Origin of the sequence: Paenibacillus methanolicus, assembly GCF_008124765.1 — a bacterium.
GTDB classification, from domain to species: Bacteria; Bacillota; Bacilli; order Paenibacillales; family Paenibacillaceae; genus Paenibacillus_Z; species Paenibacillus_Z methanolicus.
Genome location: NZ_VNHS01000006.1, coordinates 257,715 through 284,051, shown reverse-complemented (window position 1 = coordinate 284,051; position 26,337 = coordinate 257,715). Strand labels below are relative to the sequence as shown.

Annotated in this window: 20 protein-coding genes and 1 other annotated feature; of the genes, 15 read left to right on the top strand and 5 right to left on the bottom strand. The window is 58.1% G+C overall.

Translation table 11 applies throughout. The features are described from left to right. Window positions 1–27: 27 nt before the first annotated feature. The 5 genes from BCM02_RS17500 to BCM02_RS17480 all read left to right on the top strand — a co-directional run bounded on the left by BCM02_RS17500 (window position 28) and on the right by BCM02_RS17480 (window position 6,964). On the top strand, window positions 28–1,749 hold the full coding sequence (locus tag BCM02_RS17500) for a type 2 periplasmic-binding domain-containing protein (RefSeq protein ID WP_246183425.1): 1,722 nt from the start codon (window positions 28–30) through the stop codon (window positions 1,747–1,749). A gap of 109 nt (window positions 1,750–1,858) precedes the next feature. Beyond that, window positions 1,859–3,775 (top strand): sensor histidine kinase, encoded by a 1,917-nt coding sequence (locus BCM02_RS17495; RefSeq protein ID WP_148930406.1) that lies wholly within the window; start codon window positions 1,859–1,861, stop codon window positions 3,773–3,775. After that, complete coding sequence (locus BCM02_RS17490) at window positions 3,750–5,300, top strand: response regulator (RefSeq protein WP_148930405.1); 1,551 nt, start codon at window positions 3,750–3,752, stop codon at window positions 5,298–5,300. The genes BCM02_RS17495 and BCM02_RS17490 overlap by 26 nt, the downstream gene beginning before the upstream one ends. Window positions 5,301–5,492: 192 nt before the next feature. Continuing rightward, complete coding sequence (locus tag BCM02_RS17485) at window positions 5,493–5,975, top strand: VOC family protein (protein ID WP_148930404.1); 483 nt, start codon at window positions 5,493–5,495, stop codon at window positions 5,973–5,975. Window positions 5,976–6,124: 149 nt separating this feature from the next. Further along, window positions 6,125–6,964 carry a CPBP family intramembrane glutamic endopeptidase gene (locus tag BCM02_RS17480; RefSeq protein WP_187434271.1) on the top strand — a complete coding sequence of 280 codons (840 nt, stop codon included), beginning with the start codon at window positions 6,125–6,127 and terminating at the stop codon, window positions 6,962–6,964. 81 nt (window positions 6,965–7,045) lie between these two features. Here the strand turns inward: BCM02_RS17480 and BCM02_RS17475 are convergent, their stop codons facing one another. Next, window positions 7,046–8,176 (bottom strand): NADH:flavin oxidoreductase, encoded by a 1,131-nt coding sequence (locus BCM02_RS17475; protein WP_148930402.1) that lies wholly within the window; start codon window positions 8,174–8,176, stop codon window positions 7,046–7,048. A gap of 204 nt (window positions 8,177–8,380) precedes the next feature. Then, window positions 8,381–8,612, top strand: a binding site (T-box leader). A 56-nt stretch (window positions 8,613–8,668) separates the two neighbouring features. On the opposite strand from BCM02_RS17475, the gene tyrS reads away from it, so the two are divergent. The 3 genes from tyrS to BCM02_RS17460 all read left to right on the top strand — a co-directional run bounded on the left by tyrS (window position 8,669) and on the right by BCM02_RS17460 (window position 10,758). Further along, window positions 8,669–9,949, top strand: a complete 1,281-nt coding sequence (gene tyrS, locus BCM02_RS17470; RefSeq protein ID WP_148930401.1) for a tyrosine--tRNA ligase — start codon at window positions 8,669–8,671, stop codon at window positions 9,947–9,949. 136 nt (window positions 9,950–10,085) lie between these two features. Beyond that, a complete protein-coding gene (locus tag BCM02_RS17465; protein ID WP_148930400.1) occupies window positions 10,086–10,346 on the top strand; it encodes a DUF2164 domain-containing protein in 261 nt (86 codons plus the stop codon). A gap of 169 nt (window positions 10,347–10,515) precedes the next feature. After that, window positions 10,516–10,758 carry a hypothetical protein gene (locus BCM02_RS17460; RefSeq protein ID WP_246183424.1) on the top strand — a complete coding sequence of 81 codons (243 nt, stop codon included), beginning with the start codon at window positions 10,516–10,518 and terminating at the stop codon, window positions 10,756–10,758. Between the two features lie 85 nt (window positions 10,759–10,843). On the opposite strand, the gene BCM02_RS17455 is transcribed toward BCM02_RS17460, so the two are convergent. From BCM02_RS17455 to BCM02_RS17445, 3 genes are all read right to left on the bottom strand, one after another. After that, window positions 10,844–11,299 carry a DUF6376 family protein gene (locus BCM02_RS17455; RefSeq protein WP_148930398.1) on the bottom strand — a complete coding sequence of 152 codons (456 nt, stop codon included), beginning with the start codon at window positions 11,297–11,299 and terminating at the stop codon, window positions 10,844–10,846. 30 nt (window positions 11,300–11,329) lie between these two features. Further along, on the bottom strand, window positions 11,330–11,947 hold the full coding sequence (locus BCM02_RS17450) for a hypothetical protein (RefSeq protein WP_148930397.1): 618 nt from the start codon (window positions 11,945–11,947) through the stop codon (window positions 11,330–11,332). Window positions 11,948–12,137: 190 nt separating this feature from the next. Continuing rightward, window positions 12,138–12,839 carry a TetR/AcrR family transcriptional regulator gene (locus BCM02_RS17445; RefSeq protein WP_148930396.1) on the bottom strand — a complete coding sequence of 234 codons (702 nt, stop codon included), beginning with the start codon at window positions 12,837–12,839 and terminating at the stop codon, window positions 12,138–12,140. Between the two features lie 220 nt (window positions 12,840–13,059). On the opposite strand from BCM02_RS17445, the gene BCM02_RS17440 reads away from it, so the two are divergent. Beyond that, window positions 13,060–16,359 carry a DEAD/DEAH box helicase gene (locus BCM02_RS17440; protein WP_148930395.1) on the top strand — a complete coding sequence of 1,100 codons (3,300 nt, stop codon included), beginning with the start codon at window positions 13,060–13,062 and terminating at the stop codon, window positions 16,357–16,359. Between the two features lie 168 nt (window positions 16,360–16,527). On the opposite strand, the gene BCM02_RS17435 is transcribed toward BCM02_RS17440, so the two are convergent. After that, a complete protein-coding gene (locus BCM02_RS17435) occupies window positions 16,528–18,204 on the bottom strand; it encodes a ribonuclease J (RefSeq protein WP_148930394.1) in 1,677 nt (558 codons plus the stop codon). A 149-nt stretch (window positions 18,205–18,353) separates the two neighbouring features. On the opposite strand from BCM02_RS17435, the gene BCM02_RS35325 reads away from it, so the two are divergent. The 6 genes from BCM02_RS35325 (at window position 18,354) to BCM02_RS17410 (ending at window position 26,243) form a co-directional block, all read left to right on the top strand. Then, window positions 18,354–18,512 carry a hypothetical protein gene (locus BCM02_RS35325; RefSeq protein ID WP_187434270.1) on the top strand — a complete coding sequence of 53 codons (159 nt, stop codon included), beginning with the start codon at window positions 18,354–18,356 and terminating at the stop codon, window positions 18,510–18,512. A gap of 295 nt (window positions 18,513–18,807) precedes the next feature. Continuing rightward, a complete protein-coding gene (locus BCM02_RS17430; protein WP_148930393.1) occupies window positions 18,808–19,836 on the top strand; it encodes a LacI family DNA-binding transcriptional regulator in 1,029 nt (342 codons plus the stop codon). Continuing rightward, a complete protein-coding gene (locus BCM02_RS17425) occupies window positions 19,833–22,118 on the top strand; it encodes an AraC family transcriptional regulator (protein ID WP_148930392.1) in 2,286 nt (761 codons plus the stop codon). Before BCM02_RS17430 ends, BCM02_RS17425 begins: the two co-directional genes overlap by 4 nt. 647 nt (window positions 22,119–22,765) lie before the next feature. Continuing rightward, window positions 22,766–23,686: an ABC transporter permease gene (locus tag BCM02_RS17420; protein WP_148930391.1), complete on the top strand. Its 921-nt coding sequence runs from the start codon at window positions 22,766–22,768 to the stop codon at window positions 23,684–23,686. Window positions 23,687–23,701: 15 nt separating this feature from the next. Continuing rightward, the gene (locus BCM02_RS17415; RefSeq protein ID WP_148930390.1) at window positions 23,702–24,589 is read left to right on the top strand and encodes a carbohydrate ABC transporter permease; all 888 of its coding nucleotides are present in this window, start codon (window positions 23,702–23,704) and stop codon (window positions 24,587–24,589) included. A gap of 61 nt (window positions 24,590–24,650) precedes the next feature. Beyond that, the gene (locus BCM02_RS17410) at window positions 24,651–26,243 is read left to right on the top strand and encodes an extracellular solute-binding protein (protein WP_148930389.1); all 1,593 of its coding nucleotides are present in this window, start codon (window positions 24,651–24,653) and stop codon (window positions 26,241–26,243) included. Window positions 26,244–26,337 lie beyond the last annotated feature (94 nt).

The window sequence follows — 26,337 nt, the reverse complement described above, 5'->3', positions numbered from 1 at the left end:
TCATGCATAGAAAAGGGGTTAGTGTAGATGAGCAAAGCGCGCAAAATGATGACATCCCTTACGGCGCTCACCGTCGTCTGTTCGATGGCGTTCTCGCTGGCGGCTTGTTCCGGCGGCAACAACGGCGGCAGCAACAACGGCGGCGCCAAGACGAACAACGGGGCTGCGCCGTCGAACACGGCGGAAGGCGGTAACAACGCGGCGCCGGCGGAGGAACAGAAGCCGAGCGCGGACACGCCGGGCTGGCAGGGCAACACCGAACCGATCACCTTCGATTGGTACATGAACTTCTCCTGGTTCAACAAGAAATGGGGCGGAGACGCGACGGCCGACTACATCACGAAGAAGACGGGCGTCGACATCAACTTCATCGTGCCGGCGGGCAACGAGAACGAGAAGCTGAACACGATGATCGCCTCGGGCAAGCTGCCGGACTTCATCACGCTCGGCTGGTACGAGGAAGGCGTGCGCAAGATGATCAACGGCAAGCTCGTGCTGCCGCTGAATGAATTGGCGGACGAGTACGATCCGTACTTCTTTAAAGTCGCCGATCCTGCTAAACTGGGATGGTACACGCAGCCGGACGGCAACGTGTACGGTTATCCGAACGCGTCCTCGTCGCCGGCGGATTACGAGAAATACGGCTCCAAATTCACGTCGAACCAGACGTTCGCGGTTCGCAAAGACATGTACGAGGCGCTCGGCAAGCCGGATATGAGCACGCCGGAAGGCTTCTTGAACGCGCTGAAAGCCGCGAAGGAGAAATTCCCGGACGTGAACGGCCAGCCGCTCATTCCGCTCGGCCTGCATGAATTCACGGAGACGGGCAACTACTCGCTCGAAGGTTACCTGCAGAACTTCCTGGCGATTCCGCAGCAGAAGGACGGCAAGCTGTATGACCGCCGTCTCGACCAGGAATACATCAGCTGGCTGAAGACGTTCCGCCAAGCGAACGAGATGGGCCTGCTCGCCAAAGATATTTTCATCGACAAACGTCCGCAGATGGAGGAGAAAATCGCGCAAGGCCGTTACTTCGCGATGCTGTACCAGCGCTCCGACTTCGCGACGCAGAACACGGCGCTCTATCAGAAAGACCCGAACATGGTGTATATCGCGGTGAACGGTCCGGCCAACTCGAAGAAAGAAGCGCCGACGCTCTCCGGCCCGGGTATCTCCGGCTGGACGCTCACGCTCATCTCGAAGGACGTCAAAGACAAGAAGCGCGCCATCCAGTTCCTCAGCTACTTGATCAGCGAAGAGGGCAACCGAGACATGTTCCTCGGCGAGAAAGGCGTCACGTACGACACGATCGACGGCAAAGACCAGTTCAAGCCGGAAGTGCTCGACCTGCTGAACAAAGACCGCACCGGATTCGACCAGAAGTACGGCGCTTCGTACACGTATTGGATGCTCATGGACACGAACATGAACCTGCAGTGGGCGCCGCCGTCCGCGGAGCCGGGCAAGAGCATGGAAGAGTGGACGCTCGGCAAGTCGATCAGCATGTCCGAATACGACAATCTGAACGCGCCGCCGACGTCCGAAGAAGGCATCGCCGACGCCAAGAACGGTCGCACGTGGGGCAAGGCGCTGCCGAAGCTGCTGCTCGCCAAATCCGATGCGGAGTTCGACGAGATCTGGAACGACTACGTCGCGGATCGCACGAAGAACAAGCAGGACAAAGTCGACGCGTACCGTCAGAAGATGTACGAAGAGAACGTGAAGAAATTGGAAGCGCTGAACAAGTAATACGCGCATCCTGCATCGCGCAAGGCAATCTTAAGACAGCCTGGAAGCTGCTCCCAGCGAGCAGCCTCCGGGCTATTACTACCTGAAGGGCAAGGAAGGTGTTGGCAGGATGGGGAAGCTTGCCCGGAACGGAAAGTTGAGCCCGATGCAGATGATCGGCCGCATGTCGATTCAACTGAAGCTGATTCTCTCGTTTATTTGCATTATATTGATCCCGATCATCCTCGTCTCCTGGTATTTGTTCAACGACGCGTACCGCAAGACGATCGAGGATCTGAAACGCACGAACCAATTCATGCTGGAGGTCGAGAAGTCCGGCATCGCCAGCAATATGGCGCTCATGGAGCGGACGGCCCAGCTGGCCATTAACCCGAACGGCAAGATTCAAGAGTATCTCGGCGCGGCGGAAGAATTGGAGACCGGCGATTTGTTCGATTTCAAAATGGAAGCGTTCGCGAATTTCCAGCAGTTTCTGTTCAATAATCCGAGCATCGCGAACATCCGGGTGTACACCGAGAATCCGAACGTGATGGAGATGTATCCGGTCATTTTCAACGAGAGTCGAATTATGGATAAGCCGTGGTACGGGCAGGTGTTGGAGCGCGACGGCCGCGTATGGTGGGATATCGGCATCAGCCGGAAGGAGATCGTCAACAACAGCACGGGCGGCAGTCAGGAGCTGCTATACGTCTCTCTATTGCGGGAGACCGATTACGACGATGGCCGGCATAACGGGGTGCTGGAGGTGAAGATGGAGGCGAGCACGTTCTTCGCGAAGACGTTCAGCAGCATGCAGGACAGCCAGTCGCAGATGATCGTCGTCAACCGGGAAAGGCGCGCCTACACGAACGAGCGGGCGGCGATTTTCGGCGAACTGCCATTGAGCGAAATTTTGCGCCAGTTCCAGCTTCGCTCATCAGACGTCCCGGACAGCTTCTCCTTCACGTACAAGGGGCATCCGTTCTTGTGCATCCCGGGTCAACTGGAGGGGCTGGACAGCTATCTGCTCAACGTCGTCTCGCTCAAGGAGCCGCTGGAGCAGGTTAGTCAGAATCGGAATACGATTATTTTCGCGACGCTCTTCCTCATCGTGCTGTTGTCGATCAGCTCCTACGTCATGCATTCGCTCATCTTGAAGAAGCTGACGATTTTGCGGGAGTCGATGAAGCAGGTGCGCAAAGGCAATTTCAACGTCGACATCGCGATTACGAGCATGGACGAGGTCGGGGAGCTGGCCTACCATTTTCGCCAAATGCTCAAGAAAATGAACGAGCTGATCGTCGAGGCGGTCGGCCGACAGGCGGCGACGAAGGAAGCGGAGCTGAATTCGCTCAAGAACCAGATCGACGCCCATTTTCTGTACAACACGCTCGAGAATTTGAAAATGATGGCGGAGATCGAAGGCCAGTTCGCCATATCCGATTCGCTGACGTCGCTCGGCGGCATGATGCGCTACAACCTCCAGTGGACCAGCAACCATGTTCGGCTCAAAGACGAGCTGACGCATATTCAGAACTACATCGCGATCATGAATATTCGTTACGATAACCATCTCGAGCTGCACGTCGATGTGCCGCCGGCTTATATGGACCAGGAAGTGCTGAAAATGTCGCTGCAGCCGGTCGTCGAGAACGCGGTGAAGCACGGGATGGGCGCGCGTCATGCTTCCCGAGAGAAGCTGGCCATCACGATCAAAGCTTACCAGTTGAACGATTGCTTGGCGATCGAGGTGAGCGATAACGGGGACGGCATCGAGGAGGGCAAGCTGCGTGAAGTGAACCTGATGATTCGGCTGGAAGACGGCGAATACCGACAGCTGCGCAGCGCGGCCGCGCGCGGCGAACGCGAAGGGAGCGGGATCGGCCTGCGCAACGTGGACCAGCGGATCGTCATGAATTACGGCAAGCCGCACGGCATTCGGGTCGAGAGCGTCCAAGGCAGTTATACCCGCGTGACGCTGACGCTGCCGTATCTAATCTTAACCGGAGGTGCGACCGCCCATGCGCAAGCTATTGATCGTGGATGACGAGAAGAACATTCGCGCCGGCTTAAAGGCGATGATCGAACGCGAATTTCCCGGCGGCTACGACTTCGGCTTCGCGGCCGACGGCGAGGAGGCGCTAACCCGGATCGGCGAGACGGGCGCCGATCTGGTCATTACGGATATCCGGATGCCGGTTATGGACGGCATCGCGCTGATCGACGCGCTGCATGCGCGGGAAGAGCGGCCGGACGTCATCATCTTAAGCGGACATGACGATTTTCAGTACGCCAAGGCGGCTATCCGCTACGAGGTCAAGGAATATTTGCTCAAACCGATCGTGCGGGAAGAGCTGTTCGGCGTTCTGCGCCGGATGGAGGCCGAGCGTCAGCGGAAGGAGACGGCCGCCTTTGCTGCGCGCGACTCGGTCGCGATGCAGGCGGAATTGGCGGCGACGCAGCTGAACCTGCTGTTCATGGAGCGGCACGCGAATCCGGCGGACGCCCGCGAGCGCTTGGCCAAAGCCGGCTTGGACTGGTTGGACGAAGGCTTCTATGTCGGCGTCCTCAAGTCGGTGGAGGAGCTGCAGCAGGGCGACCGGGCCAAATGGATCGCGCGCGTCGAGGAGCTGACCGGGTTGGGCGAAGAAGAGCGAAGTCTCCGCTTCTACGACAAAGACGGCAAGCTCGTCTTGATCTGCGGCCGCAGCGAGCCTCTGGAGCGCCTGGCGGGACCAAGCCGTCCGCAGAACCGGTTCCGCGCCGGTCGCAGCGGACGGCTGACGGGCATGGAGACGGTCCAGACCGGCTATGAGCAAGCGTCGCGGGCGCTGAAGTACAGCCTGCTGCATAACGGCAGCGGCGTCGTGCATTATTCGGATATCGGCGGGAAAGAGGTAATGGCGAAGCTTCCGCTGCAGGACATTCAGAAAATCGCCAACATGCTCGGCAGCGGCCGGGATGCGGAGATGAACCGGCTGCTGCAGCACGTGCTCGATATCCGGCATGTCATGCGCTACGACATCGGCTACCTCGAAGGCATTAGCCAGGCGCTGAACGAGCATGTTTTCGACCGCGTCTTCAGGCAGTACGGCGAAGAGTCGGTCGATATTCTGAAGCTGCACAAGCAGGTCGGCGACCTGTACAGCTTCGAGCAATTCCATGATTATTACCGCAGCGTGGAGAGTCTGCTTCAATTGCTCAGCGATTACGTCGGCCGGATGCGTCACGTCCACCACGAACGCGGCGATCTGCAGCGGGCGATCAACTACATTCACGAACATTACCAGCGCGATCTAAACATGGCGATGGTGTCGAATCACGTGTCGCTCAATTACTCGTATTTCAGCCAGGCGTTCAAGGATTACACGGGCGAGACGTTCGTCAGCTACCTGCGCAAGCTGCGTCTGCAGAAGGCGAAGGAGCTGCTCGCGGGCACGAATTTGAAGGTGTACGAGATCAGCGAGCAGGCGGGCTTCGATAACGTGAAGCATTTTACCCGGGTGTTCCGCGAGACGGAGGGCGTCACTCCGCTTGAATACCGGTCTGTGCGCGAGCCTACGCAGCATTGATGCGCGGGAGGTTGATTGCCGTAGCGTTCTCGAATCGCAATCGGGAAGAAACATGCCGTGCGCCGTTATGGTAAAGTCGACGTATAGCTTGCGCGGACGCGGGCGAGGCTGGAGTACGCAGGCGCTCGTTGCTTAAGGGGCAGTCTCCCCGCCGGCGCGCGGGCAATTATCGCGAGAGAGGTGCCAGGCGGCATGCAAAAAATCACCCCGTTCCTTTGGTATAACGACAATGCGGAAGAAGCCATACGTCACTACATTTCGATTTTCGAAGGGGGGCGCATCGTGAGCGAGAGCCGGTATGGCGAGCATGGGCCGGGGCCGGCGGGTTCGCTGATGTCGGCTACCTTCGAGCTGGAAGGCCAGACGTTCATGGCGCTGAACGGCGGACCGATGTATGCGTTCACGCCGGCGATCTCGCTCTTCGTCGATTGCCAGACGCAGGAGGAGGTCGACCGCCTATGGGAGAAACTGCTCGAAGGCGGCGGGGAGCCAAGCCGATGCGGCTGGCTGACGGATCGGTTCGGCGTCTCCTGGCAGATCATTCCTCGCAGGCTGGGCGAGCTGCTTGGCGGCGACCCGGCGCGTTCGGCGCGCGCCATGCAAGCGATGCTCGGCATGAGCAAGCTCGACGTAGCGGAGCTGCAGCGGGCATACGACGGCGAGGCTGCGGAATAAGCGCATCGATTTGGCTATGCACAAGTTTGAACGATAGATCCCTTCCGGCATGCTGGAAGGGATTTTGCCCGTTCGCGCAAGAAAAGAATGTACAGCTTCCATATTCAGGGATTAAGATGGAGGAATCACGGACAAACCGGGGGATCTGCATGAAACATAACCTATTCATTCCACCCGAGCCCCGGTCGTCAGCGATTTCTTACTGGCTGCCGGCTCTTGTTTTTCTAGCCGTGGTCATCACGGTACAACTGATGCCCTTGCCGGCGTGGCAGGTGACGATCGGCCTGTTGCCCGCGCTCTTGGCGCTGTGTTCGCCCAAGCCACACGCCTATATCTACTGGCTGCTCGCCGCCTATGTCATAGGCTTTGGGGCGCATGACGCGCTCTTGGAGTGGATCCGGCGGCAGGACCTGCGCGCGGAGACGGTCGTCATTCTAAATCGCGCGCTGCTGGCGTGTTATGTGATCCCGATGCTTGTTATGGCTCGGCTCGCCGGCTTCCGGCCGATGATATATCGGTGGATCGGCAGCTTGAAGCAGCGTTTTGTGTTCCCTAACCTTTGGAGCGATTCCGGCGGACAGCCGATATGGAAGGTGGTCCTGATCGCGAGCGCGATCAATTGCTTCATTTGGGCTTTCTTTGTACGTACGGAGCAATGGCAGCAGGATGGGCTTGCCTATGTTATTGGCATGGCGCTTCTATTCGCGTTGTTTAACGCATTTTTCGAGGAATGGATCTGGCGGGGGCTAGTGCTCAGCCGCTTCGTCGAGGCTGTCGGGGAGCAGCCGGCGCTGCTGTTCGTCAGCGCATGCTTCGGCGCTTATCATTATTCGCTTGGTTTCTCTTGGATCATGTGCGCCGTGCTCGGCGCAGGCGGGCTGTTTTTCGGCGGCTTGACGCTCAGGTCGAAAGGGCTGCTGGCAGGATTTTTGTTTCATGGCGTCGTGAATTTCTGGATGTTCATGTCGGGCATGATCGTTGAACTGTGAAAACGCAAAAATGGCAAACCCCGCCGGTATCGCGCTTCGCGCGAAAACCGGCGGGGTTTGCCATTTCGTCGAGACTTTCGTTTAGTACAGCGTCTTCGTCGCTTCCATCGTGAACGGCACGAGTTCGTCGTTGCGTCCTTCGCGGATTTTCGCCGCCCAGGCCGGATCGGCGAGCAGAGCCCGGCCGACGGCGACCAAGTCGAACTCGCCGGCCTCCAGCCGTTCGAGCAGGCCGTCGATGCGTTCAACCTCCGAGCTTGCGCCTTTGCGGAAGTAATCCATGAAGTCGCCGTCCAGGCCGACGGAGCCGACGGAGATGACCGGCTTGCCCGTCAGCTTCTTCGTCCAGCCGGCGAGGTTCAGGTCCGAGCCCTCGAACTCCGGCTCCCAGAACCGGCGGGTGGAGCAGTGGAAGACGTCGACGCCCGCGTCGACGAGCGGCGCCAGGAACTGCCCGAGCTCCTCCGGCGTGGCTGCCAGCTTGGCGGTATAATCCGAGCTCTTCCATTGCGAGAATCGCAGCACGATCGGGAAGTCCGGTCCGACGGCCGCGCGGCAGGCGCGAATGACTTCGGCCGCGAACGAAGTGCGGCCGACCAGATCGCCGCCGTAGCGGTCGTCGCGGCGGTTGGTGCGTTCCCAGAAGAACTGGTCGATCAGGTAGCCGTGCGCGCCGTGCAGCTCAATGCCGTCGAAGCCGACGCGCTTCGCGTCGGCCGCCGCCTGCGCGAACGCGGCTACGAGCGCGCCGATTTCCTCCTCCGTGAGCGGTTCGTTCACGGGGTTGCCTTCCAAGTCCAAGCCGGACGGGCCGACCGGCGGCGCCTCCGGATTCGGCTCGCTGCCGACCGGCCGCGCCATCCCGACATGCCACAACTGAGGGATGATCCGGCCGCCGGCGTCGTGCACCGCCTGCACGACGTTCGCCCACCCTTGGAGCGCCTCTTCGCCGTGGAAATTCGGCCAATTCGGGCTGGCGCCCGCGGCCGGATGGTTGATCAGCGTGCCCTCCGTCACGATCAGGCCGACGCCGTTCGCGGCGCGACGGCTATAATAGTCCGCGACGTCTTGCCCGGGAACGCCTTTCGGCGAGAAGCCGCGCGTCATCGGCGCCATGACGATCCGGTTGGCAAGCTGGAAGCCGGCCGATTCGAACGGCTCGAACAACGGAGCGACGGATACTTCTTGTTTGGCGTTTTCTTGAAGGGACATGTTTGATTCCTCCTCGTATTGGGAACTGACTGAATTGGATATCATTGGGTTACCGTTGCTTCGCTCATCTTCTCACATTTGCTTACCAAAATAAAGTAAGTACGGTTTAGTGTCGATAAAATGAGTCGCGAGACCTACGATCCCTTTTGGCTTGCCGCTATTGACAGAAGGGGGGCAATTTCGGTAAAGTTGTGTCAGCTTGAATATGAAGCTTGGAAGGGAACAAGTAGCGTGAACGAACGCGATCGCAGAGAGCCGGCGGGTGGTGCAAGCCGGTACGCGCGTGAACGCGAATTACATCCTGGAGCTCCGTGATCCGAAACTGACCTGCAGGCAGAAGGACATGGCGGCCGCCGACCGTTAGCCGGCATGAGTGGAACGTGCGCATACGTGCGTATGTTCAATTAGGGTGGTACCGCGATGACTCGTCCCTGTCGATGACAGAGACGGGTCTTTTTTGTTTCGATAGACGATGCAGATGGAGGAGTTTACATGACAACGAACGTAACGAGTCAAGATCTATTAGAGGATTTGGAATACCGCGGACTGGTGTACCAAGTCACGGACCGCGAGAACCTGGACAAGAAGCTGAAGAGCGAGCGCGTCACGCTGTACTGCGGCTTCGACCCGACGGCGGACAGTCTGCACATCGGCAGCCTGCTCCCGATTCTGACCCTTCGCCGGTTCCAGCTGGCGGGCCACATCTCGCTCGCGCTGGTCGGCGGCGGCACCGGCTTGATCGGCGATCCGAGCGGACGCTCTTCCGAGCGTTCCTTGAATACAGCGGACACGGTGGCGAGCTGGACGGACAGCCTGAAGAAGCAGCTGTCGCGATTCCTCGATTTCGAGAGCACGGACAATGCGGCGAAGCTGGTCAGCAACTACGACTGGATCGCGCCGCTCGACGTCATTACGTTCCTGCGCGACGTAGGCAAGAATTTCACCGTCAACTACATGCTGGCGAAGGATTCGGTCGACTCGCGCCTCGCGAACGGTATCTCCTTCACGGAGTTCAGCTACATGATTTTGCAGGCATACGACTTCCACAGGCTGCATCAGGAGCAGAACTGCTCCCTTCAGCTCGGCGGCAGCGATCAATGGGGCAACATCACGGCCGGTCTTGACCTGATCGGCAAAATGGGCGGCGGCGACGCGTTCGGCCTAACGATGCCCCTCGTGACGAAGAGCGACGGTAAGAAATTCGGCAAGTCCGAATCCGGCGCGGTCTGGCTCGACCGGAGCAAGACGAGCGCGTACCAGTTCTACCAGTTCTGGATTAACACGGACGACAGCGACGTGATCAAATTCCTGAAATACTTCACGTTCCTCACGCGCGAGCAGATCGAGGCGCTCGAAGCCGAGCTTGCGGCGCATCCGGAGAAACGCGCGGCGCAGCGCGAGCTGGCCCGCGAGGTAACGCGCATCGTGCACGGCGATGAGGCGGTGGAGAGCGCCGAGAAAATCACGCAGGCGCTCTTCTCCGGCGACGTGACGAAGCTGAGCGAGTCCGAGCTCGTCGAAGCGCTATCCGACATGCCGACGACCGTCATTAGCGGCGGCGAAGATCGCGGTCTCATCGACCTGCTCATCGAGATCGGCGCGGCCCCGTCCCGCCGCCAAGCGAAGCAGGATATCGAGAGCGGCGCGGTGTCGGTTAACGGCGAGAAGCTGACGACCATCGACGCGCAGATCGGCGACGCGCATAAACTGCACGGCCAATACGCGGTGATCAAGCGCGGCAAGAAGAACTACTACCTGGCGAAATTCGAATAGAAAATAACGACCGCCGCCCGTAATGCTGCATGCGGCATGGGCGGCGGCGGACATCAAGACATGGCGTGCGAATTGAATTTCAATTTGGCACGCTATTTTTTTGATCGCGAACGACTAACCTATAGGAGGAATCAGGATGAAACCGCTCAAAATGCCGCAGGAACAAAAGCTCGCGTTGGCCGAGAAGGTCCAGTCTTACGTCTACGACGAATTCGATAAGGAGATCGGGCAGCTGGCCGCCGAGAATCTCGTCGATTTTATGCTGAAGGAGCTCACGCCGTTCATCTATAACCAAGCGCTTGGCGACGCCAGAGCGGTCATACGCGACAAGGTGGCTTCGCTCGAAGAAGAATTGTACGCGATCGAGAAGCCGATGACGGATGCGAGAAGGCGCTAACGGCTGTCGAGTAGTGGCATTGGGCGCCGCAATGACACGAGGCAGGTGACAAAATGAAAATAAAATAAAAAAGAATCCTCCCAGATTTCAGCCTTTAAGAATTTCTTCATGCTGGGAGGTGTCCTACAATTCATTTCTGGAACTCGATCCTAAGGAATTAGGAGCTGAAATGAACGAAAGGTGGTTCAACTTTACCGAAGATTTATTACAGCTATGCCATACTAAATACGATATATTGTTAGACGTGGGTTGGTACCCAGAGGCAGATCCAACTGGCCATTATGGATTGGAACTAATCAAAGGTCGTGATTGGCAATCTCCACTTGTTTCATTCGGTACGAACGATAAGGCAGAAATAGTAGAAAAAATTGAATTGTTAGTTTGGCAAGTTGGGGAAGGGTTTTTCAATTAAATTACTAACAGAGGTATATTCAGGACATGTGGAACAAAACAAAAACCTTCATCCCGCCTTGCGGTGGAATGAAGGTTTTTCGCATTTACTGCCCTAACTGACTTAGCTGTCCAAGCGTATCGGTGATGTTGCCCAGCGTCTGAATAATCGGCGACTGCTGGAGCGCTTCGAGATCGATGACGTTGTTTTGGATTTGCTCCAAATACGTGTTGACCTGCGTGAGCAGCGTTTCGTTGTAACCGACCAGCGTCTGATGCACATCCTCCGCGAAGCCGGGGGCCGTTAGTTCATTGAATTGCGTAATCTCGGTCTTCATCGTCTCGAACGACTGCTGCAGGCTGTCGCGCGCGGCCGGATCGAGCAGGGCTTGCTCGGCCAGCGTAGGCAGGTTGTTCGCGAATTCGGTGGCGTTATTGACATAGGACGTCGCCTCATTGACATAATCCAGGGAACTGTTCACGGTATCGAGTACCGAACATCCGGCGGTGAAGACGACGCTGAAGACGAGGAGCAGCAGGAGTAGAGGTCGTTTTAGTTTCATAGGTGAGTGGCCTCCAATCGTTTTTTAACCTTACCCCTTACTACTGCGCTCGATGCGGGAAGGTTCCGGTTTTTTCGGCGCTCGGGGAACCAAGCGGCGATAGAGACGGATGAGCGACAATGCGGCGACGAGCAGCAGGCTGACGGTTAGCAGCGTGGTTTTGAACAAGGTGAGGCTGGAAGCGGCCAGCAGCATCGAGTTGGAAAGTCGCGGATACAGGCCTAAAATCGTCAGCAGAATGCCGTTCTCCGCATAATCGGCCAAGGCCGCGGCGGCCGGCAGGAGCGCGAGCAGCTTCAGGCGATGCGCCTCCCCGGCAGGAGCCTTCAATAATTTGAACATAAGGAGCGACGACGATAATCCGTAAAAAGCTGGAAGCGCAAGGTCGATGCCGAGCAGAATTCGTACATGGTAGGCTCTGCCTTCTTCCCCATATCGATCCAGCAGCGCGGATGCTTCCGCCGGCGAATAAAGCGGCATCAAGTCGAGGAGCGTGTTGCCGCCCGTCAAGGATTGGAAGCGTACGACGGTGAGCGGCGCATCGACAAGATTCATGAATGCGAGAACGGCAAGGGTAAGCAGAAACAGGAGGACTGGAAGCGGGCTGGCGATCAAGCGAGCGAAACGAGGGGAGGAGAGACTTAACATAAGACAATCACGCTCCTTCGGATATCAATACGGATCTAGCGGACAAAACCTGTAAGCCATATGTTTGCGCGAATCGCTGCCGGCTGCTACACAGGGTCACCTCCTTGATTATGAATAATGAATATTCTTATATAATATTCATTATGCATTCTACGCGAATCCCAACTTTTGTCAACAAAGAAGCGACCCTTCACAGGATCGCTTCTTTCGATTGGATCGCGGCCAACAGCATATCGACGTAAGCGCCGATATGCCCCCGCAGCTCGTCCTCGCTGGAAATGCCCTTGTAGGGCGGATCGAACGCCTGCGTGACGAAGCAGACGTGATAGACGAGCGCGTTCACGTCGCCTATGCGGTAAAGTCCGTCGCGCGTGCCGGCTTCGAACGCTTCGCGCAGCAGCTCTGCATGGCGTCCGAAGTACGTCTCCCCGCCTTGCTCGCGGATTTCTTCCTTCCGCAGCATGGCCAGTATTTCGAGCGCGTCGGGATAACGCTGCGTGAAGCGGAACAAGTCCAGCGCTTTGCGCTCGATGGCGCTTCGAATCCGCCGGTCCGGTTCGGACTCGCCCGACAGCTCCTCCGCGGCGCCGTGCTGGGCATCCAGCAGCGTACGCATGACGAGCCGGACGAGAATTTGCTTTTTGTTTTTGAAATACAGATAGATCGTGCCTTTGGCGATTTCGGCGGCGCCGGCGATTTCTTCGATCGTCGTTTTGCCGAAGCCATAATGCGCGAACAGCTCGTCGGCCGCCTCCAATATTCGCGTTTCTTTGTTAGGGTCCAGCTTCTGGGGCATCGCAATCACCTGGGAATTCAGTTTGGCCTTGGCCGGGCAAGGCGTCGATAGTTCCCATGATAGCACCGTTACCGCTTCCCGAACAGCCGTGTTCATATGGGGCCGCCGCCCATATTGCGAATCTTGCCCTTCTAACGCGGCTTTCCGCGCATGCACGATTTCTGGTATGATAGGAACAAATGATCGTTTTTTAAATACAAGCTTGTATTAGTTTCACGCTTATTCATCCACCTTGTATTTCTCCGGAATGAAACGCGCATCGCCGCAAATAGGCGAAGCCGTTTCACCTTGCGCGGAAAGGGAAAGGACGTTAACGATGGCTTTTCAATATACGGATGACGATGTCAGGCTGCTGTGCGGCCGGTTCGCGTTCGAGGAGGGCGAAGCGATCCGGCAGGCAGGCGCGGTGACCGTGCTGCGGTATGATCCCGATGAACCGTGCTGCGACGCGAACGTCCGCACGCACAAGGATTGGAGCGTCAGCGTCTCGCTCGACCGGCGCGGCGATATCGCGGCCGATTGCAGTTGTCCGGACTTCGATCCGGAGGACAAATATTGCGAGCACGTCGCGGCGATGCTGCTTCATCTGCTGGACGAACCGGACATTCCGGCCGAGGCGCTACGCGCCGGGGGCGGAGCGGCGGGCGATTCCCAGCTGACGAACGGCATTCTCGAGCTGTTCCGGCATAAGCCGCGCGCCTATAGCGGGACCGCGCTCGTCGTGCGGGATACGCGCGAGCCGGTCGAAGCGGAATTTAGCTGCGTCATTTTCTCGTCCGGCTTCCGCAACTACCGAATCGGTCTCGAGCTGAAGGTAGGCACGGGCAAACGGTTGTACGTCGTGCCGGATATCGGGTTGTTCCTGGATGCGATCGCGCTGCGCGCGGCCCAACCGTTCTCGAAGAGCTTCGTCTACGACCCGGCGCGTCACCGGTTCAAGCCCGAGGACGACGCGGTGCTGACGGAGCTGCGGCGCATTATCGCCAGCGAGGCGCTGTATCGGGAGCAGGCCCAGGCGACATCAGCATCCGCCAAACAACGGGGCAAGCAAGCGGGCCGCATGGTGCTCATTCCGCCCGCCGACTGGCAGATCGTGCTGCCGTTGCTGGCGCGCTGCGAATCCGTCCTGATCGACCGGGAAGGCGAGTTCTCCGCCGGACTTCAAGTCAGCGAGGAGCCGCCGCCGGTCCGATTCGAATTCGCCGAGCAAGAAGACGCGGGTTTTCTGCTGGAGGCGCAGGGGCTGGACGAGGTCGTCGTGCTCGCCGATTATGGCATGGTGCTGAGCGAAGGGAAGATGCATAAGCTTCCGCTTGACGCTTGCAAGCAGTTGGCCGAACTGAAAAATATGCTGGACGCCTCGCGCAAGCGGCAGGTCGCAATCCCGCCCGCGCACATCGAGCCGTTCATGGAGAAAGTCGTGCCCGGCCTCATGAAGATCGGCCACGTGCATGTCGCGCGCAGCGTAACCGAGCGAATCGTGCAGACGCCGCTTGTAGCGAAGCTGTATCTGGACCGGATTCGCGACCGGCTGCTGGCAGAGTTGGAATTCGTCTACGGAGATATTGTGTTCAATCCGCTGGCCGGACTTGCCGAACAACCGGGTGAGCAGCAGCGGATTCTGCTTCGCGACGGCGACAAGGAGAACCAGATTCTCGACTTGATGGACCAGAGCGGCTTCGTGAAGACGGAGCTCGGTTATTTCATGCACGAAGAAGAAGCGGAATACGAGTTTCTGCACCACGTCGTGCCGAAGCTCGAGAAACTGCTGCGGGTGTACGCCACGGCGGCGGTCAAGACGCGCGTGTTCGTGCCGAACGCGCCTCCCGGCATCCGGGCAGAGGTCGACGAGCGGACGGACTGGCTCGAATTCAAGTTCGAGCTGACCGGCATATCCGATGGCGAGATCCGGGGCGTGCTGAAGGCGGTTGTGGAGAAGCGGCGCTACCATCGGCTCCCGGACGGGGCGCTTATGCCGCTCGAAGGCAAGGAATACGAGGACATTCTCCGCTTCATGAACGAGATGGGCATTAGCGCGACCGAGCTGTCCCGCGCGCAAATTCGCGTGCCCGTCGCTAGGGCGCTGCATATCGCGGATAACGGGGAATACGGCCGATCCGTCACGCTCGGCAAAGCGTTCCGTCAGCTGCTGGCGCATGTGCGCAATCCGGATCACCTGGAATTCGAGCTGCCGCCGAGCCTTGCGCCGGTGCTGCGGGATTACCAGAAGTACGGGTTCCAATGGATGCGAACGCTGGCGCACTATCGCTTCGGCGGCATATTGGCGGACGACATGGGCCTTGGCAAAACGATCCAAAGCATCGCGTTCCTGCTCTCCATGCTGCCGGAGATGCGGGAACACGGCCAGCCCGCGCTTATCGTCGCGCCGGCGTCGCTCATGTATAACTGGCTGAGCGAACTGAAGAAATTCGCGCCGGACATTCGGACGGTCATCGCGGATGGCACCAGCCTAGAGCGCTCCGGCAAGCTAAACGCTCTAGGTAATGTCGATGCGGTCATCACCTCGTATCCGCTCATCCGCAGAGACGTCGCGATGTATGCAGGCACCGCGTTTCATACGGTCATCCTGGACGAAGCGCAGTTCGTGAAGAACTTCACGACGCAGACGGCGCAAGCGGTCAAGTCGCTGCAGGCGAAGCACCGGTTCGCGCTGACGGGCACGCCGCTCGAGAACGCGGTGGAAGAGCTGTGGTCGGTATTCGGCGCGGTGTTCCCGGACTTGTTCCCTACCCGCAAGGCATTCACCGATCTGACGCGGGAGAGCGTCGCGCGCCGCGCAAGGCCGTTCCTGCTGCGCCGATTGAAGACGGACGTGCTGAAGGAACTGCCGGAGAAGATCGAGTCGCTGCAATCGTCCCAGCTGCTGCCGGAGCAGAAGAAGCTCTACGTTTCCTACCTGGCCAAACTGCGGGCGGAGACGGCAAAGCATCTCGACGATAACCGGGGTTTCCAGCAGCATCGAATCAAAATATTGGCCGGGATCACCAGGTTACGCCAAATTTGCTGCCATCCGGCGCTGTTCGTCGAAGGTTACGAGGGAAGCTCGGCAAAGTTCGAACAACTGCTCGCAATCGTGGACGAGTGCCGCAGCACGGGCAAACGAATGCTCATATTCTCCCAGTTCACCGAGATGCTAAGGCTCATTGCCAAGGACCTCGTTAAAGAAGGCATCCCGTATTTCTACCTGGACGGCAGCACGAAGGCGTCCGAACGCGTGGAGCTGTGCAACCGGTTCAACGACGGGGAGCGGGACGTGTTCCTCGCTTCGCTCAAGGCCGGCGGCACGGGGCTGAATCTGACCGGGGCCGACACGGTCGTGCTGTACGATCTGTGGTGGAATCCCGCCGTCGAGCAGCAGGCGATGGACCGGGCGCACCGGATCGGGCAGACGAAGATCGTGCAGGTCATCCGGCTCGTCTCCCATGGCACGGTGGAGGACAAAATGTTCGACCTCCAGCAGCGCAAGCGGAACTTGATCGATTCGATTATCCAGCCGGGCGAAGAGCAGCTGTCTTCCCTGAGCGAAGCGGACATCCGCGAGATTCTGGCGATCGGCGCCGAGGAACGGGAACTAGAGGCGGAAGCAAGGCCGTAAGCCGTAAGCCGCTCGAAGGGAAGCATTCGTATCGCGCCAGCGGTCGCAGCAAACAGGAGACGGTTTGACGCTATGCCGGGGATGGCAACGCGCGCCAATAGAGAAGGACCTCGCAGCTTAGGTGGCCGCGAGGTCCTTTTTGTTTTTTTCAATCGAAGCGGGAGCGCTTCAAACCTCCATAATAATCGGCAGAATCATCGGCCGCCGCTTCGTCTGCGCGTACAGGAATTTGCCGATCGCGTCCTTGATCCCCGTCTTCATCGCGTTCCACTGGCCGGCTTGCTCGCCTTTCATCTGATTCAGCGTCGAGACGGCGATCCGCCCGGCTTCCTCCAACAGACCTTCGGACTCTCGCACGTAGACGAAGCCTCGCGAGATGAGATCCGGCCCCGAGAGCACCGCGCCGTCATGCTTGCTGAGCGTGACGACGACGATAAGCAGGCCGTCCTCGGACAGCAGTTTCCGGTCGCGCAGGACGATGTTGCCGACGTCGCCAATGCCAAGACCGTCGACGAGCGTGCTGCCTGCCGGGAATTTGCCCGCCTTGCGCGCCGAGCCGGCCGAGAATTCGACGACATCGCCGTTGCCGACGAGGAAAATATTGGCCGGCTCCACGCCGACCTGCTCGGCCAGTTGCCCGTGTAAATAGAGCATGCGGTATTCGCCGTGAATCGGAATGAAATACCGCGGCTTCATCAGCGTGAGCATCAACTTCAACTCCTCCTGGCTGGCATGGCCGGAGACGTGCATGCCGGTGACGGAGCCTGAGCCATAGATGACTTTGGCGCCGAGCTGGTACAGATGGTCGACGATGCGCGAGACGTTCCGCTCGTTGCCCGGGATCGGAGTCGCCGACAGGATGACCGTATCTCCCGCTTCGACGGATAGTTGGCGGTAGTCGGAGCGGGACAGACGGGAGAGGGCGGCCATCGGCTCGCCTTGGCTGCCCGTGCACAGCACCGCGATTTGATGCGACGCGTACCGATGGGTATCGCCGGGCTCGATAAGAATGCCGTCCGGCACGTTCAAATAGCCGAGTTCGGCGGCAATCGTCACGACGTTGATCATGCTGCGTCCGAGCAGCACGAGCCGACGGTTCGTCTTGTGCGTCGCGTCGATGACCTGCTGGAGCCGGTGCACGTTCGAGGCGAAGGTGGCGATAAATATTTTCTGCCGCGCCTTGAAGAACGCTTCTTCGATCGACTCGCCGACGAGCCGCTCGGAAGGCGTGAAGCCCGGACGTTCCGCGTTCGTGCTCTCGGACAGGAGGGCGAGGACGCCGCTTTGGCCGATTTCGGCCATTTTGTGCAAATCGGCATACTGTTGGTTCACCGGCGTGAGATCAAACTTGAAGTCCCCGGTATGGACGACTCTTCCTTCCGGCGTATCGAAGACGACGCCGAGGCAATCGGGAATGCTGTGGTTCGTCTTGAAGAACGAGACGATAATCGATCCGAGTTTCACGCTCGATTTCGAATCGACCGGAATCCGCTTCGTGCTGCCAAGCAGGCCGTGTTCCCGAAGCTTGCCTTCGATGAGGCCGAGCGTCAGCCGCGATGCATAGATCGGGATGTTCAGCTGCTTCAGGATATACGGAATGCCGCCGATATGGTCTTCATGGCCGTGCGTGACGATCATGCCGCGAATATGATCCCGGTTGTCCAGCAGATACGTAATATCCGGGACGATCAAATCGATCCCGAGCAGGCTTTCGTCCGGGAATTTGGAGCCGCAGTCGACAACGACGATATCGTTGCCGTATTGGATTACATACATGTTCTTGCCAATTTCTTGCACGCCGCCTAGGGCGAAGATCGACAAGGTAGGTTCGTTCGATGGTTGCATGTCTGGCGCCTCCGTTCATGGATTCATATACATTAAGGATGCACGTTTTCCAGACGATTTATAAAATGGAAATGCGCGCATAACAAATTATTCCGCGGCGCACCTTATTCGGGTCGAACGCCAAGCGTCGCGAAAGGAGGATGAGAAGCATGCCGCATCAGAAAGAAATCGAGACCGACGGCGATCCGCGCACGCTGTATGAAGATGTGAGCGCCCACGAGCGCACCGGTTTTTTCGTCAGCGATGCCCTTGCCGAGGATCAAGTACCGGAAGAAACGCGCGTCGAGATGGCCAATCCGAGTTTCTGAAACGGCCGCGGGCGGAAAAGACGGGGGAGACGAATCGCCCGTCTTTTCCGCGCGCTCGCCGTTTGCGTAAAATGGCTGCCGTTTCTTACGCTTTACCCGCCCGTCCGAAGGCTCAACCGGAAGGTATGGCGCGGAACAAAATGGCTTTACTTCGCTTTTCTTCGCTTATCTCCGATAGGTTGTTACTCTCGAATAGGCCAAACACCCGCGCATAAGTCTCGCTTATCAAAACCATTGTAAACGATTACAGTCCGCTCTATAATAGGGGTATCCTAGAAATGGAGCGATCTTCCTTATGAAAGAACCGACAATTATGGACGTGGCGCGCCAGGCCGGCGTCTCGGTGGCGACGGTATCGCGCGTCTTGAACGGCAGTACGTTAGTGAACGCTTCCACGCAAGAGAAGGTGATGGAGGTGATCCGCTCGATGCAGTATACGCCGAACGCGATCGGCAAACAGCTTCGTTCCCAGAAGACGATGACGATCGCCGTCGTCGTGCCGGACATCAGCATTACCTATTGCGTCGAAATCATCAAAGGGATCGAGAATACGGCGAACCCGCTTCACTATAAAATCATCATTTGCGACGCGCAGAACAAGCCGGAGAAGGAACGGGAATTCATGACGCTGCTCGTGAGCCGCACGGTGGACGCGCTCGTTCTGGTCACGCCGAGCCAGACGGACGCCGAGTTGGCGGCCTACGCGGACAACGGCTATACGCTCGGGGTTATCGGCCGCGACGCGGGCCATGACGCGATTCCGTGCGCGCTGACGGACAACGTGAAGCTGACCCGGCAGGTCATGAGTCATCTGATCGGACATGGCCATACCCGAATCGCCTTCCTGAGCGGCTTCGCAACCGCGATCGACAGTTACGAGCGGCTCGAGGGATACATGAAGGGATTGCAGGAGGCGAGGCTGCCGTTCGTGCCGGAGCTGGTCGACAACGGCGACTTTACGGAAGATGGCGGCTATGCGGCGTTCATGCGGTTGCGCGAACGCAATCCCGGCTTGACGGCGGTGTTCGCGGCGAACGACGAGATGGCGCTCGGGGTGCACAAAGCATGCGGCGAGTTGGGCATTCCGATCCCGGGAGGCATGGCCATCGTCGGCGTGGACAACAGCCGGATAACGAACTACGTACGTCCGCCGATCAGCTCGGTGGAACAGCCGCTGCAGACGATGGGCGTGCTGCTGGCCGGCAAGCTGATCGATCAGATGAATGCCAACGAGCAGGCCGGCCGGCGCGTCTTCAAGATCGATTCGACGCTGATCGTCAAGGGCTCATCATCGCTTAAGGAGGCAGAGGAGGGACAGAGATGAAGCGCGCGGGTGCGGACAATCGTTACTATGGCAAGTTTTTCTTGGCGATGACGGTGTCGATCGTTCTAACGATCGCGGTGTTGTCGGTCATACTGTACGTCCATTTCGAACGGATCTCGCTCAAGCAAGCCTACGACGGCACGATGGAACGGCTGGAGCAGACGACGCAGGAAGCATCCGTCATGTCGGTCACCGCGGCGACGTTCGCCAAGCAGATCTACAGCGATCCGCATGTCGCCAACCTGCTCAACTTCCCGGATGCCGACGCCATCGAGGTGAGCACGGCGGTGAAGCAGTTGAACAACTACCGCGAAACCTCCCCTTTCATCGACTCCATCTATGTGTATAACGCGAAAGCCCGCGCGTTCTACGTCAGCTCGGACATGTCCGTGCCCGCGGTATTCGCCGAAGCCGAGTTCTATGATCAGGAGATGGCGGACATGGCGACGCGGCTGAACGAGTTCGAGACGCTCATGCCGATTCCGCGCAAGCTGATGATCGAAGGTCTGGCCGGCAATATCGCCGAGAAGGAGCGGGATACGTACACCTTCTTGTTGTACGATACGCTCACGCGCAGCGGACGGAAGAACGTCGTCGTCGTCAATATTAAGGAGACGCAACTGCACAAGCTGATCGACGGCTCGCTGACGAACGACGCGACGAATTCCTTCGTGATCGACGCAGACGGGAAGCTCGTCTCCAGCAGCTGGAAATATCCGATGTTATCGGACATGCGAACGACCCCTTACATCCGCCGGGTGCTGCAAGCGCCTGAGGGATCGGGCTATTTCGCCGAGCAGGTGGACGGGGTCAAATCGCTCGTTACTTATACCGAGCAGGATTATTTGGGCTGGCGCTATATCCGCATCGTCCCTTATAGCCAGATCACCGCACAAATTACGGATATGCGCAACAAGACGATCGTCATCGCAGGTTCGATCCTACTGGCCGGTCTCGCGCTTTCGTATCTCGTCTCTCGGCGCCTGTACGCCGGGATTAGCCATAAGCTGACGCGATTGGGCAGGCTGGAGGCGGAGAACCGGGAAGCGCTAGCAACCCGAAGAGCGGAGTGGTTGAAAAGTCTGTTGAAGGATGGCGGCGACACGGACGCGCTGCGGGTGAAACGGAACTTCGAGCGGTACGGCATCCCCTTAGAACCGCAGGGCGGCTTTCGGGTCGTGCTTCTCGCGATCGACGACTACGGCGGATTCTCGGAACAGTACGCCGCTCGCGATCGCAGGCTCATTCGTTTCGGACTGCAAAATATTGCGCAGGAAATAATGCTCGCTTCCGGATTGTCCGCGGTGGCGGTAGATATGAGCGAAGACCATGCGGCATGCCTCATTCAGGAAGGGCAGCCAGGGTCGATGGACGATGAACGACTATCCGTAATTTGGCCGGAAATCCAATCTTCGGCGCTTGCCTACCTGAAGCTCTCCGTGACGCTATCCGTCAGCGAAGAGGGAGAAGGCATCGCGGTCGTCAACGCGTTGTACGATAGCGCGCTGGAGGCCTCGTATTACCGATTGTTCGAAGGTTATGGAGCGGTCATTCGCGCAGAGGATGTCGAGGCGAAGAAAGCGAAGACGTACGACTATCCGGCAGGAATGGAGAAGCAACTGATCGAAGAGCTCATGCTCGGCCGAATGTCGCAGGTGAAACAGCTGTTCGCGGATATCATCGACGACGCGACGAATTATTCCTATATGTCTTTCCAGCTCGCCATTACCCGGCTGTCGTTCGCGCTGCAGAACACGCTGCGCGCCATGAACCAGCATCACGCGGCGGATGGCGAGCTTGCCGTACCGTCTCTGCATCTGTATACGAATGATCGCGTGCAGTCGCTGGAAGAATTGAAGGCGAACTACATGACGTTATTCGCGGCCGTAGGCAAGCGGCTCGAGGACCGGAAGCGGAGCCGGAACGACGACCTCCCGGATCGGATCAAGGCGCTCATCGAGTCCCGTTATGCCGACCCGGATTTGTCGCTCGACATGCTGTCGGAGGAGCTGGGGCTGTCGGCGACGTATCTCGGGCGGATTTTCAAGCAGCATACATATCAGACGATTCTGGGCTACATTAACGAAGTGCGGATGAACCGGGTCAGAACGTTGCTTGAGGAGACGAACGATCCCGTAGGCGAGATCGCCGAGCGGGCGGGCTTCGCGAATAACCCTTACTTCTATAAGGCGTTCAAGAAGTATAATGGCGTCACGCCGGCGGAATACCGGAAGAACAGCAGGCAGCGGCAGGAGGAGGGCGAGGATTCGATCCTGGCTTAGGCGGGGATACGCGGGCAACGATCGCATGCTTCGTCGCCGGTCAAGACGCTGCGATTCTGATGCCCGACGTCGTCGGTTCAGGCTCTCTATTTACGTTCCGAAAAGTTCTTGCCGCCTCGGCAAGGACTTTTTTATCTTTTGGAAAATGTTGAGAGTTTAAGGTTAGGGTGCAAGGTAAAGCGTGTCCGCGCAAGCGGACGAAAGCGAAGGTCAGCACGCAGCTGCGTCAATCGAGCAATCCGGCATGATACCACCCCAAGGCAAACCGTAACGTACGAAGCTCGAACAATAGCCAGTCCGGAAGGTCTAGCGGGCTAAGCACGAAAGGACACATCGAAGACGGCCGCGCAACGCGTCTCGCTCATTAGCGGTGTCCAGAGGGTGCTCAACCCTCTGGTTCCCCTCTAAGAGGAGGGGGAAGGGGGAGGTAGATACCAGCAGGGGGAGGAAATAAGTGACTCTATTCGCAAAAGGATAGCCGCAATTTCGCGCCAAAAGTGAACGATGTCGCGGATGATCAGTTGTCGCGGATCCCGCCGCTCTCTAATATGGGCATTGCAGACGAAATCGCTTCCGATCACGGTCAGAATCTCCGGTTCGAGAGGCGGACGTCCGCGAAATATGCACAAGAAGGAGGGCACATCGACATGACCGGCAAACATGGCCTGATGCGCGAACTCAGCCGCAATAAAACGATGTTTCTCATGATCGCGCCGACGCTGATCTTTTTCATCGTCTTCAGCTATGTCCCGATGGTCGGCATCTATTACGCGTTTACGAAGTTCGATTTCGAGGGGGGCTTGTTCGGCAGCGAGTTCATCGGGTTCGAGAATTTCAGATTTCTGTTCGAATCCGGCTTGCTGTGGAATTTGACCAAAAACACGGTGCTCTACAACTTGGCGTTCCTTATAATCGGCAACGTCATGCAGCTGGTCTGCGCGATTTTCCTGTCGCAGCTTCCCGGTAAGCTGTTCAAGAAATCGGCGCAGTCCGTCATGTTTCTGCCTTATTTTCTCTCATGGGTACTGGTCGGCGCGTTCGTCTTCAATCTGTTCTCGGATCTGGGCGTTGTCAACACGGTGCTAAAGCAGCTCGGCATGCAGCCGTACGATTTCTACATCCAGACCGCGCCATGGAAGTACATCATCGTTTTCTTCAGCGTGTGGAAAGGGCTCGGCTACGGCACCGTCATCTACCTGGCGGCGATCATGAGCATCTCCGACGAGCTGTACGAGGCGGCGCGAATCGACGGGGCGAACATTTTCCAGCAGATCCGTCGCATTACGCTGCCGCTGCTCAAGCCGACGTTCATCCTGCTCATCCTGTTCAGCTTAGGCGGGATTCTTAAGGGACAGTTCGACTTGTTCTACCAGATCATCGGCAGCAACGGCATGCTCTACGACGCGACGGACATTATCGATACGTACGTGTTCCGCTCGCTCACCGTCAACTTCGATATCGGGATGGGCACCGCGGCCGGCTTGTATCAATCGTTCTTCGGCTTCATTCTCATTATGTCGGTCAACACCATTATCAAGAAAACGCGCGAAGACTACGCGTTGTTCTAGAAGGGGGAACGCTCCATGCGGATGAAAGCCGAACCGGCCACGCGGGTGTTCAACCTTGTCGGCTACGCGCTGCTCATCGTCATTTCGCTGCTATGCCTCATCCCGTTCTGGCTGATCGTCGCCGGATCGTTCACGGATGAGCTGGAGATCGTCTCCGACGGCTTTAAGCTGTTCCCGGTCACGGTCTCGTTCGAGGCGTACAAATCCGTCTTCCAGACGCCGGAGCAAATCATCCGGGCTTACGGCGTGACGATCGGCGTGACGGCCGTCGGTTCGGCGCTCGGCCTGCTGCTGACGTCGATGGCGGGGTACGTGCTCTCGCGCAAAGATTTTACGTACCGCAACCCGCTCTCGTTCTTCATCTACTTCACGACGCTGTTCAGCGGGGGTCTCATTCCGTGGTACATCATGATGACGAAGCATCTCGGGCTGAAAGACAGTTACTGGGCGATGATTCTGCCACCGCTCATCAGCGCGTGGAACATCATTCTGATGAAGAACTTCATGAAGTCGATTCCCGATTCGATCGTCGAGTCGGCCAAAATCGACGGCGCCGGCGATTTCCGCATCTACCGGCAGCTCATCCTGCCGCTGTCCACGCCGGGACTCGCCACGATCGGCCTGTTCCTGGCGCTCGGCTATTGGAACGACTGGTTCAACGCGAACGTGTTCATCACGGACGACGGCAAATATCCGCTGCAGTTTCTGCTGTACAAAATTTTATCGAGCGCGGCGGTGTTGCAAACCGACAACGGCGCCTACCTCGCCGCGAACATCGTGCCGCCGACGGAGACGCTCAAGATGGCGGTGGCGGTCGTCGCGACCGGGCCGATCATATTGCTCTATCCATTCGTGCAGCGGTATTTCGTGAAAGGGCTGACGATCGGCGCGGTCAAAGGGTAAGCGAAAGGCAACGAGGACTTCATTTTTACGTGTTAGACAAGAAAAGGGAGGCGTCAAAGAGATGAGCATGAAACAAAAACGGGCATCGCTCTTCGTCGTGCTGACGATGCTGACGAGCTTGCTTGCCGCATGCGGCGGCAACAACAATAACGGCGGCAATGCGCCGGCACCCGCGAACGACGGGGCAGCGTCCAATAACGGAGCGGCAGTCAATGGAGAAGCGGCAGCAGACGGGGAGAAGAAGCTCGAGAAGGTCGAGCTGACGTGGTATCTGCTCGGGGACGCGCACAAGGATCAGGACAAGGTCGTCGCCGAATTCAACAAAATGCTGTCCAAAGACTTGAACGCGACGATCAAGCTCAACTTCACGACGTGGAACGACTGGCAGACCAAATACAACCTGCTGCTCACCTCCGGCGAGAAAGTGGACATGATCTTCGCCTCCAGCTGGTCGGATTACTATAAGCTCGCGAAGCAAGGCGCGTTCCTGGATCTGAAAGACCTGCTGCCGCAATATGCGCCTACGACGTGGGGTAACGTGCCGAAGCAGGATTGGGAGTCCGTCACGGTCGCAGGCGGCATCTACGCGGTGCCGAACACGAATGCCGAGTATACGCCGGACGGCTTCGTCTACCGTGAAGACTGGCGCAAAGAGCTGAATCTGCCGGAGTTCACCGACGTCAATTCGATCGAAGCCTACCTCGACGCGGTGAAGACGCAGAAGAAGGTGACGCCGATCAACGGCGCGGCGTACGAGAACGTGCAGCGGCTGTTCCGCACGTGGTATGACTTCCAGCCGATCGGCTCGGACGTCATCGGCGCCACGTCGTACGACGCCCCGCGCGATATTCAGGTCATTCCGTTCACGGCGCAGTTCGAAGAGTGGGTGAAACGGATGAAGACGTGGGCGGATAAAGGCTATTGGAACAAGAACGCCCTGTCCTCCAAGCAGGAAGCCGGCGACTTCATCAAGACCGGCCAAGGCGCGTACTACTGGCGCAACCCGTCCAGCGCGGGCGGTTTCATCAATGAGATAACGGCCAAGCAGCTGAAAATGGAGATCGGCTACTTCCCGTTCACGCGCTTCCATAATTACGTCATCCCGACGCTGCCGATCGCCAACGGCATGGCTATTCCGAAGAGTTCCAAAAATCCGGAGCGGTCGCTTATGGTGCTCGATAAGCTCCGCAATGATTCGGCGTACTTCAACTTGCTTACGTACGGCATCGAAGGCACCCACTGGGCGAAAGGCGAAGACGACAAGACGATCGTCATCCCGGCGCCGGGCGTCGATCTGAACAAGACGCCGCGCTACGACATCGCGAGCTGGGGGTGGCGCTACGAGCCGAACATGAAGGGCGAGAAAGGCGGCTGGGCCGGCCTCGACAAGCTGAAGGAAGAGTTCAAACCGATCAGCAAGCCGGATATATTCGGTCCGATCTACATGGATTACGAGCCGGTCAAAGCCGAGCTCGCGGCGGTCAATCAAGTGTTCGAGCAGTACGGCAAGCCGCTCATGCTCGGCCTGACGAGCAACGTCGACGCGTCGCTCATGACGTACCGCGACAAATTGAAGGCCGCGGGCATCGAGAAGGTGCTCGAGTACGTGAAGACGGAAGCGAACAAGTATTACGACGAGAAGGGCATTCAGTAGAAAAGCTAGCGTGAAGGAAAAAGCAGCGCGTCGGCATTTGCCGATGAGCTGCTTTTTGTCGCTTGAGATTGGTAGATTGTGGTAAGGCGAAGCG

What these genes read in the sequence shown, in the direction of transcription:
- BCM02_RS17420 (WP_148930391.1), top strand. Translation starts at nt 22,766, where the DNA reads ATGACCGGCAAACATGGCCTGATGCGCGAACTCAGCCGCAATAAAACG.
- BCM02_RS17430 (WP_148930393.1), top strand. Translation starts at nt 18,808, where the DNA reads ATGAAAGAACCGACAATTATGGACGTGGCGCGCCAGGCCGGCGTCTCG.
- BCM02_RS17485 (WP_148930404.1), top strand. Translation starts at nt 5,493, where the DNA reads ATGCAAAAAATCACCCCGTTCCTTTGGTATAACGACAATGCGGAAGAA.
- BCM02_RS17480 (WP_187434271.1), top strand. Translation starts at nt 6,125, where the DNA reads ATGAAACATAACCTATTCATTCCACCCGAGCCCCGGTCGTCAGCGATT.
- BCM02_RS17440 (WP_148930395.1), top strand. Translation starts at nt 13,060, where the DNA reads ATGGCTTTTCAATATACGGATGACGATGTCAGGCTGCTGTGCGGCCGG.
- BCM02_RS17425 (WP_148930392.1), top strand. Translation starts at nt 19,833, where the DNA reads ATGAAGCGCGCGGGTGCGGACAATCGTTACTATGGCAAGTTTTTCTTG.
- BCM02_RS17410 (WP_148930389.1), top strand. Translation starts at nt 24,651, where the DNA reads ATGAGCATGAAACAAAAACGGGCATCGCTCTTCGTCGTGCTGACGATG.
- BCM02_RS17450 (WP_148930397.1), bottom strand. Translation starts at nt 11,947, where the DNA reads ATGTTAAGTCTCTCCTCCCCTCGTTTCGCTCGCTTGATCGCCAGCCCG.
- tyrS (WP_148930401.1), top strand. Translation starts at nt 8,669, where the DNA reads ATGACAACGAACGTAACGAGTCAAGATCTATTAGAGGATTTGGAATAC.
- BCM02_RS17460 (WP_246183424.1), top strand. Translation starts at nt 10,516, where the DNA reads ATGAACGAAAGGTGGTTCAACTTTACCGAAGATTTATTACAGCTATGC.
- BCM02_RS17415 (WP_148930390.1), top strand. Translation starts at nt 23,702, where the DNA reads ATGCGGATGAAAGCCGAACCGGCCACGCGGGTGTTCAACCTTGTCGGC.
- BCM02_RS17445 (WP_148930396.1), bottom strand. Translation starts at nt 12,839, where the DNA reads ATGAACACGGCTGTTCGGGAAGCGGTAACGGTGCTATCATGGGAACTA.
- BCM02_RS17490 (WP_148930405.1), top strand. Translation starts at nt 3,750, where the DNA reads ATGCGCAAGCTATTGATCGTGGATGACGAGAAGAACATTCGCGCCGGC.
- BCM02_RS17435 (WP_148930394.1), bottom strand. Translation starts at nt 18,204, where the DNA reads ATGCAACCATCGAACGAACCTACCTTGTCGATCTTCGCCCTAGGCGGC.
- BCM02_RS17475 (WP_148930402.1), bottom strand. Translation starts at nt 8,176, where the DNA reads ATGTCCCTTCAAGAAAACGCCAAACAAGAAGTATCCGTCGCTCCGTTG.
- BCM02_RS17455 (WP_148930398.1), bottom strand. Translation starts at nt 11,299, where the DNA reads ATGAAACTAAAACGACCTCTACTCCTGCTGCTCCTCGTCTTCAGCGTC.
- BCM02_RS17500 (WP_246183425.1), top strand. Translation starts at nt 28, where the DNA reads ATGAGCAAAGCGCGCAAAATGATGACATCCCTTACGGCGCTCACCGTC.
- BCM02_RS35325 (WP_187434270.1), top strand. Translation starts at nt 18,354, where the DNA reads ATGCCGCATCAGAAAGAAATCGAGACCGACGGCGATCCGCGCACGCTG.
- BCM02_RS17465 (WP_148930400.1), top strand. Translation starts at nt 10,086, where the DNA reads ATGAAACCGCTCAAAATGCCGCAGGAACAAAAGCTCGCGTTGGCCGAG.
- BCM02_RS17495 (WP_148930406.1), top strand. Translation starts at nt 1,859, where the DNA reads ATGGGGAAGCTTGCCCGGAACGGAAAGTTGAGCCCGATGCAGATGATC.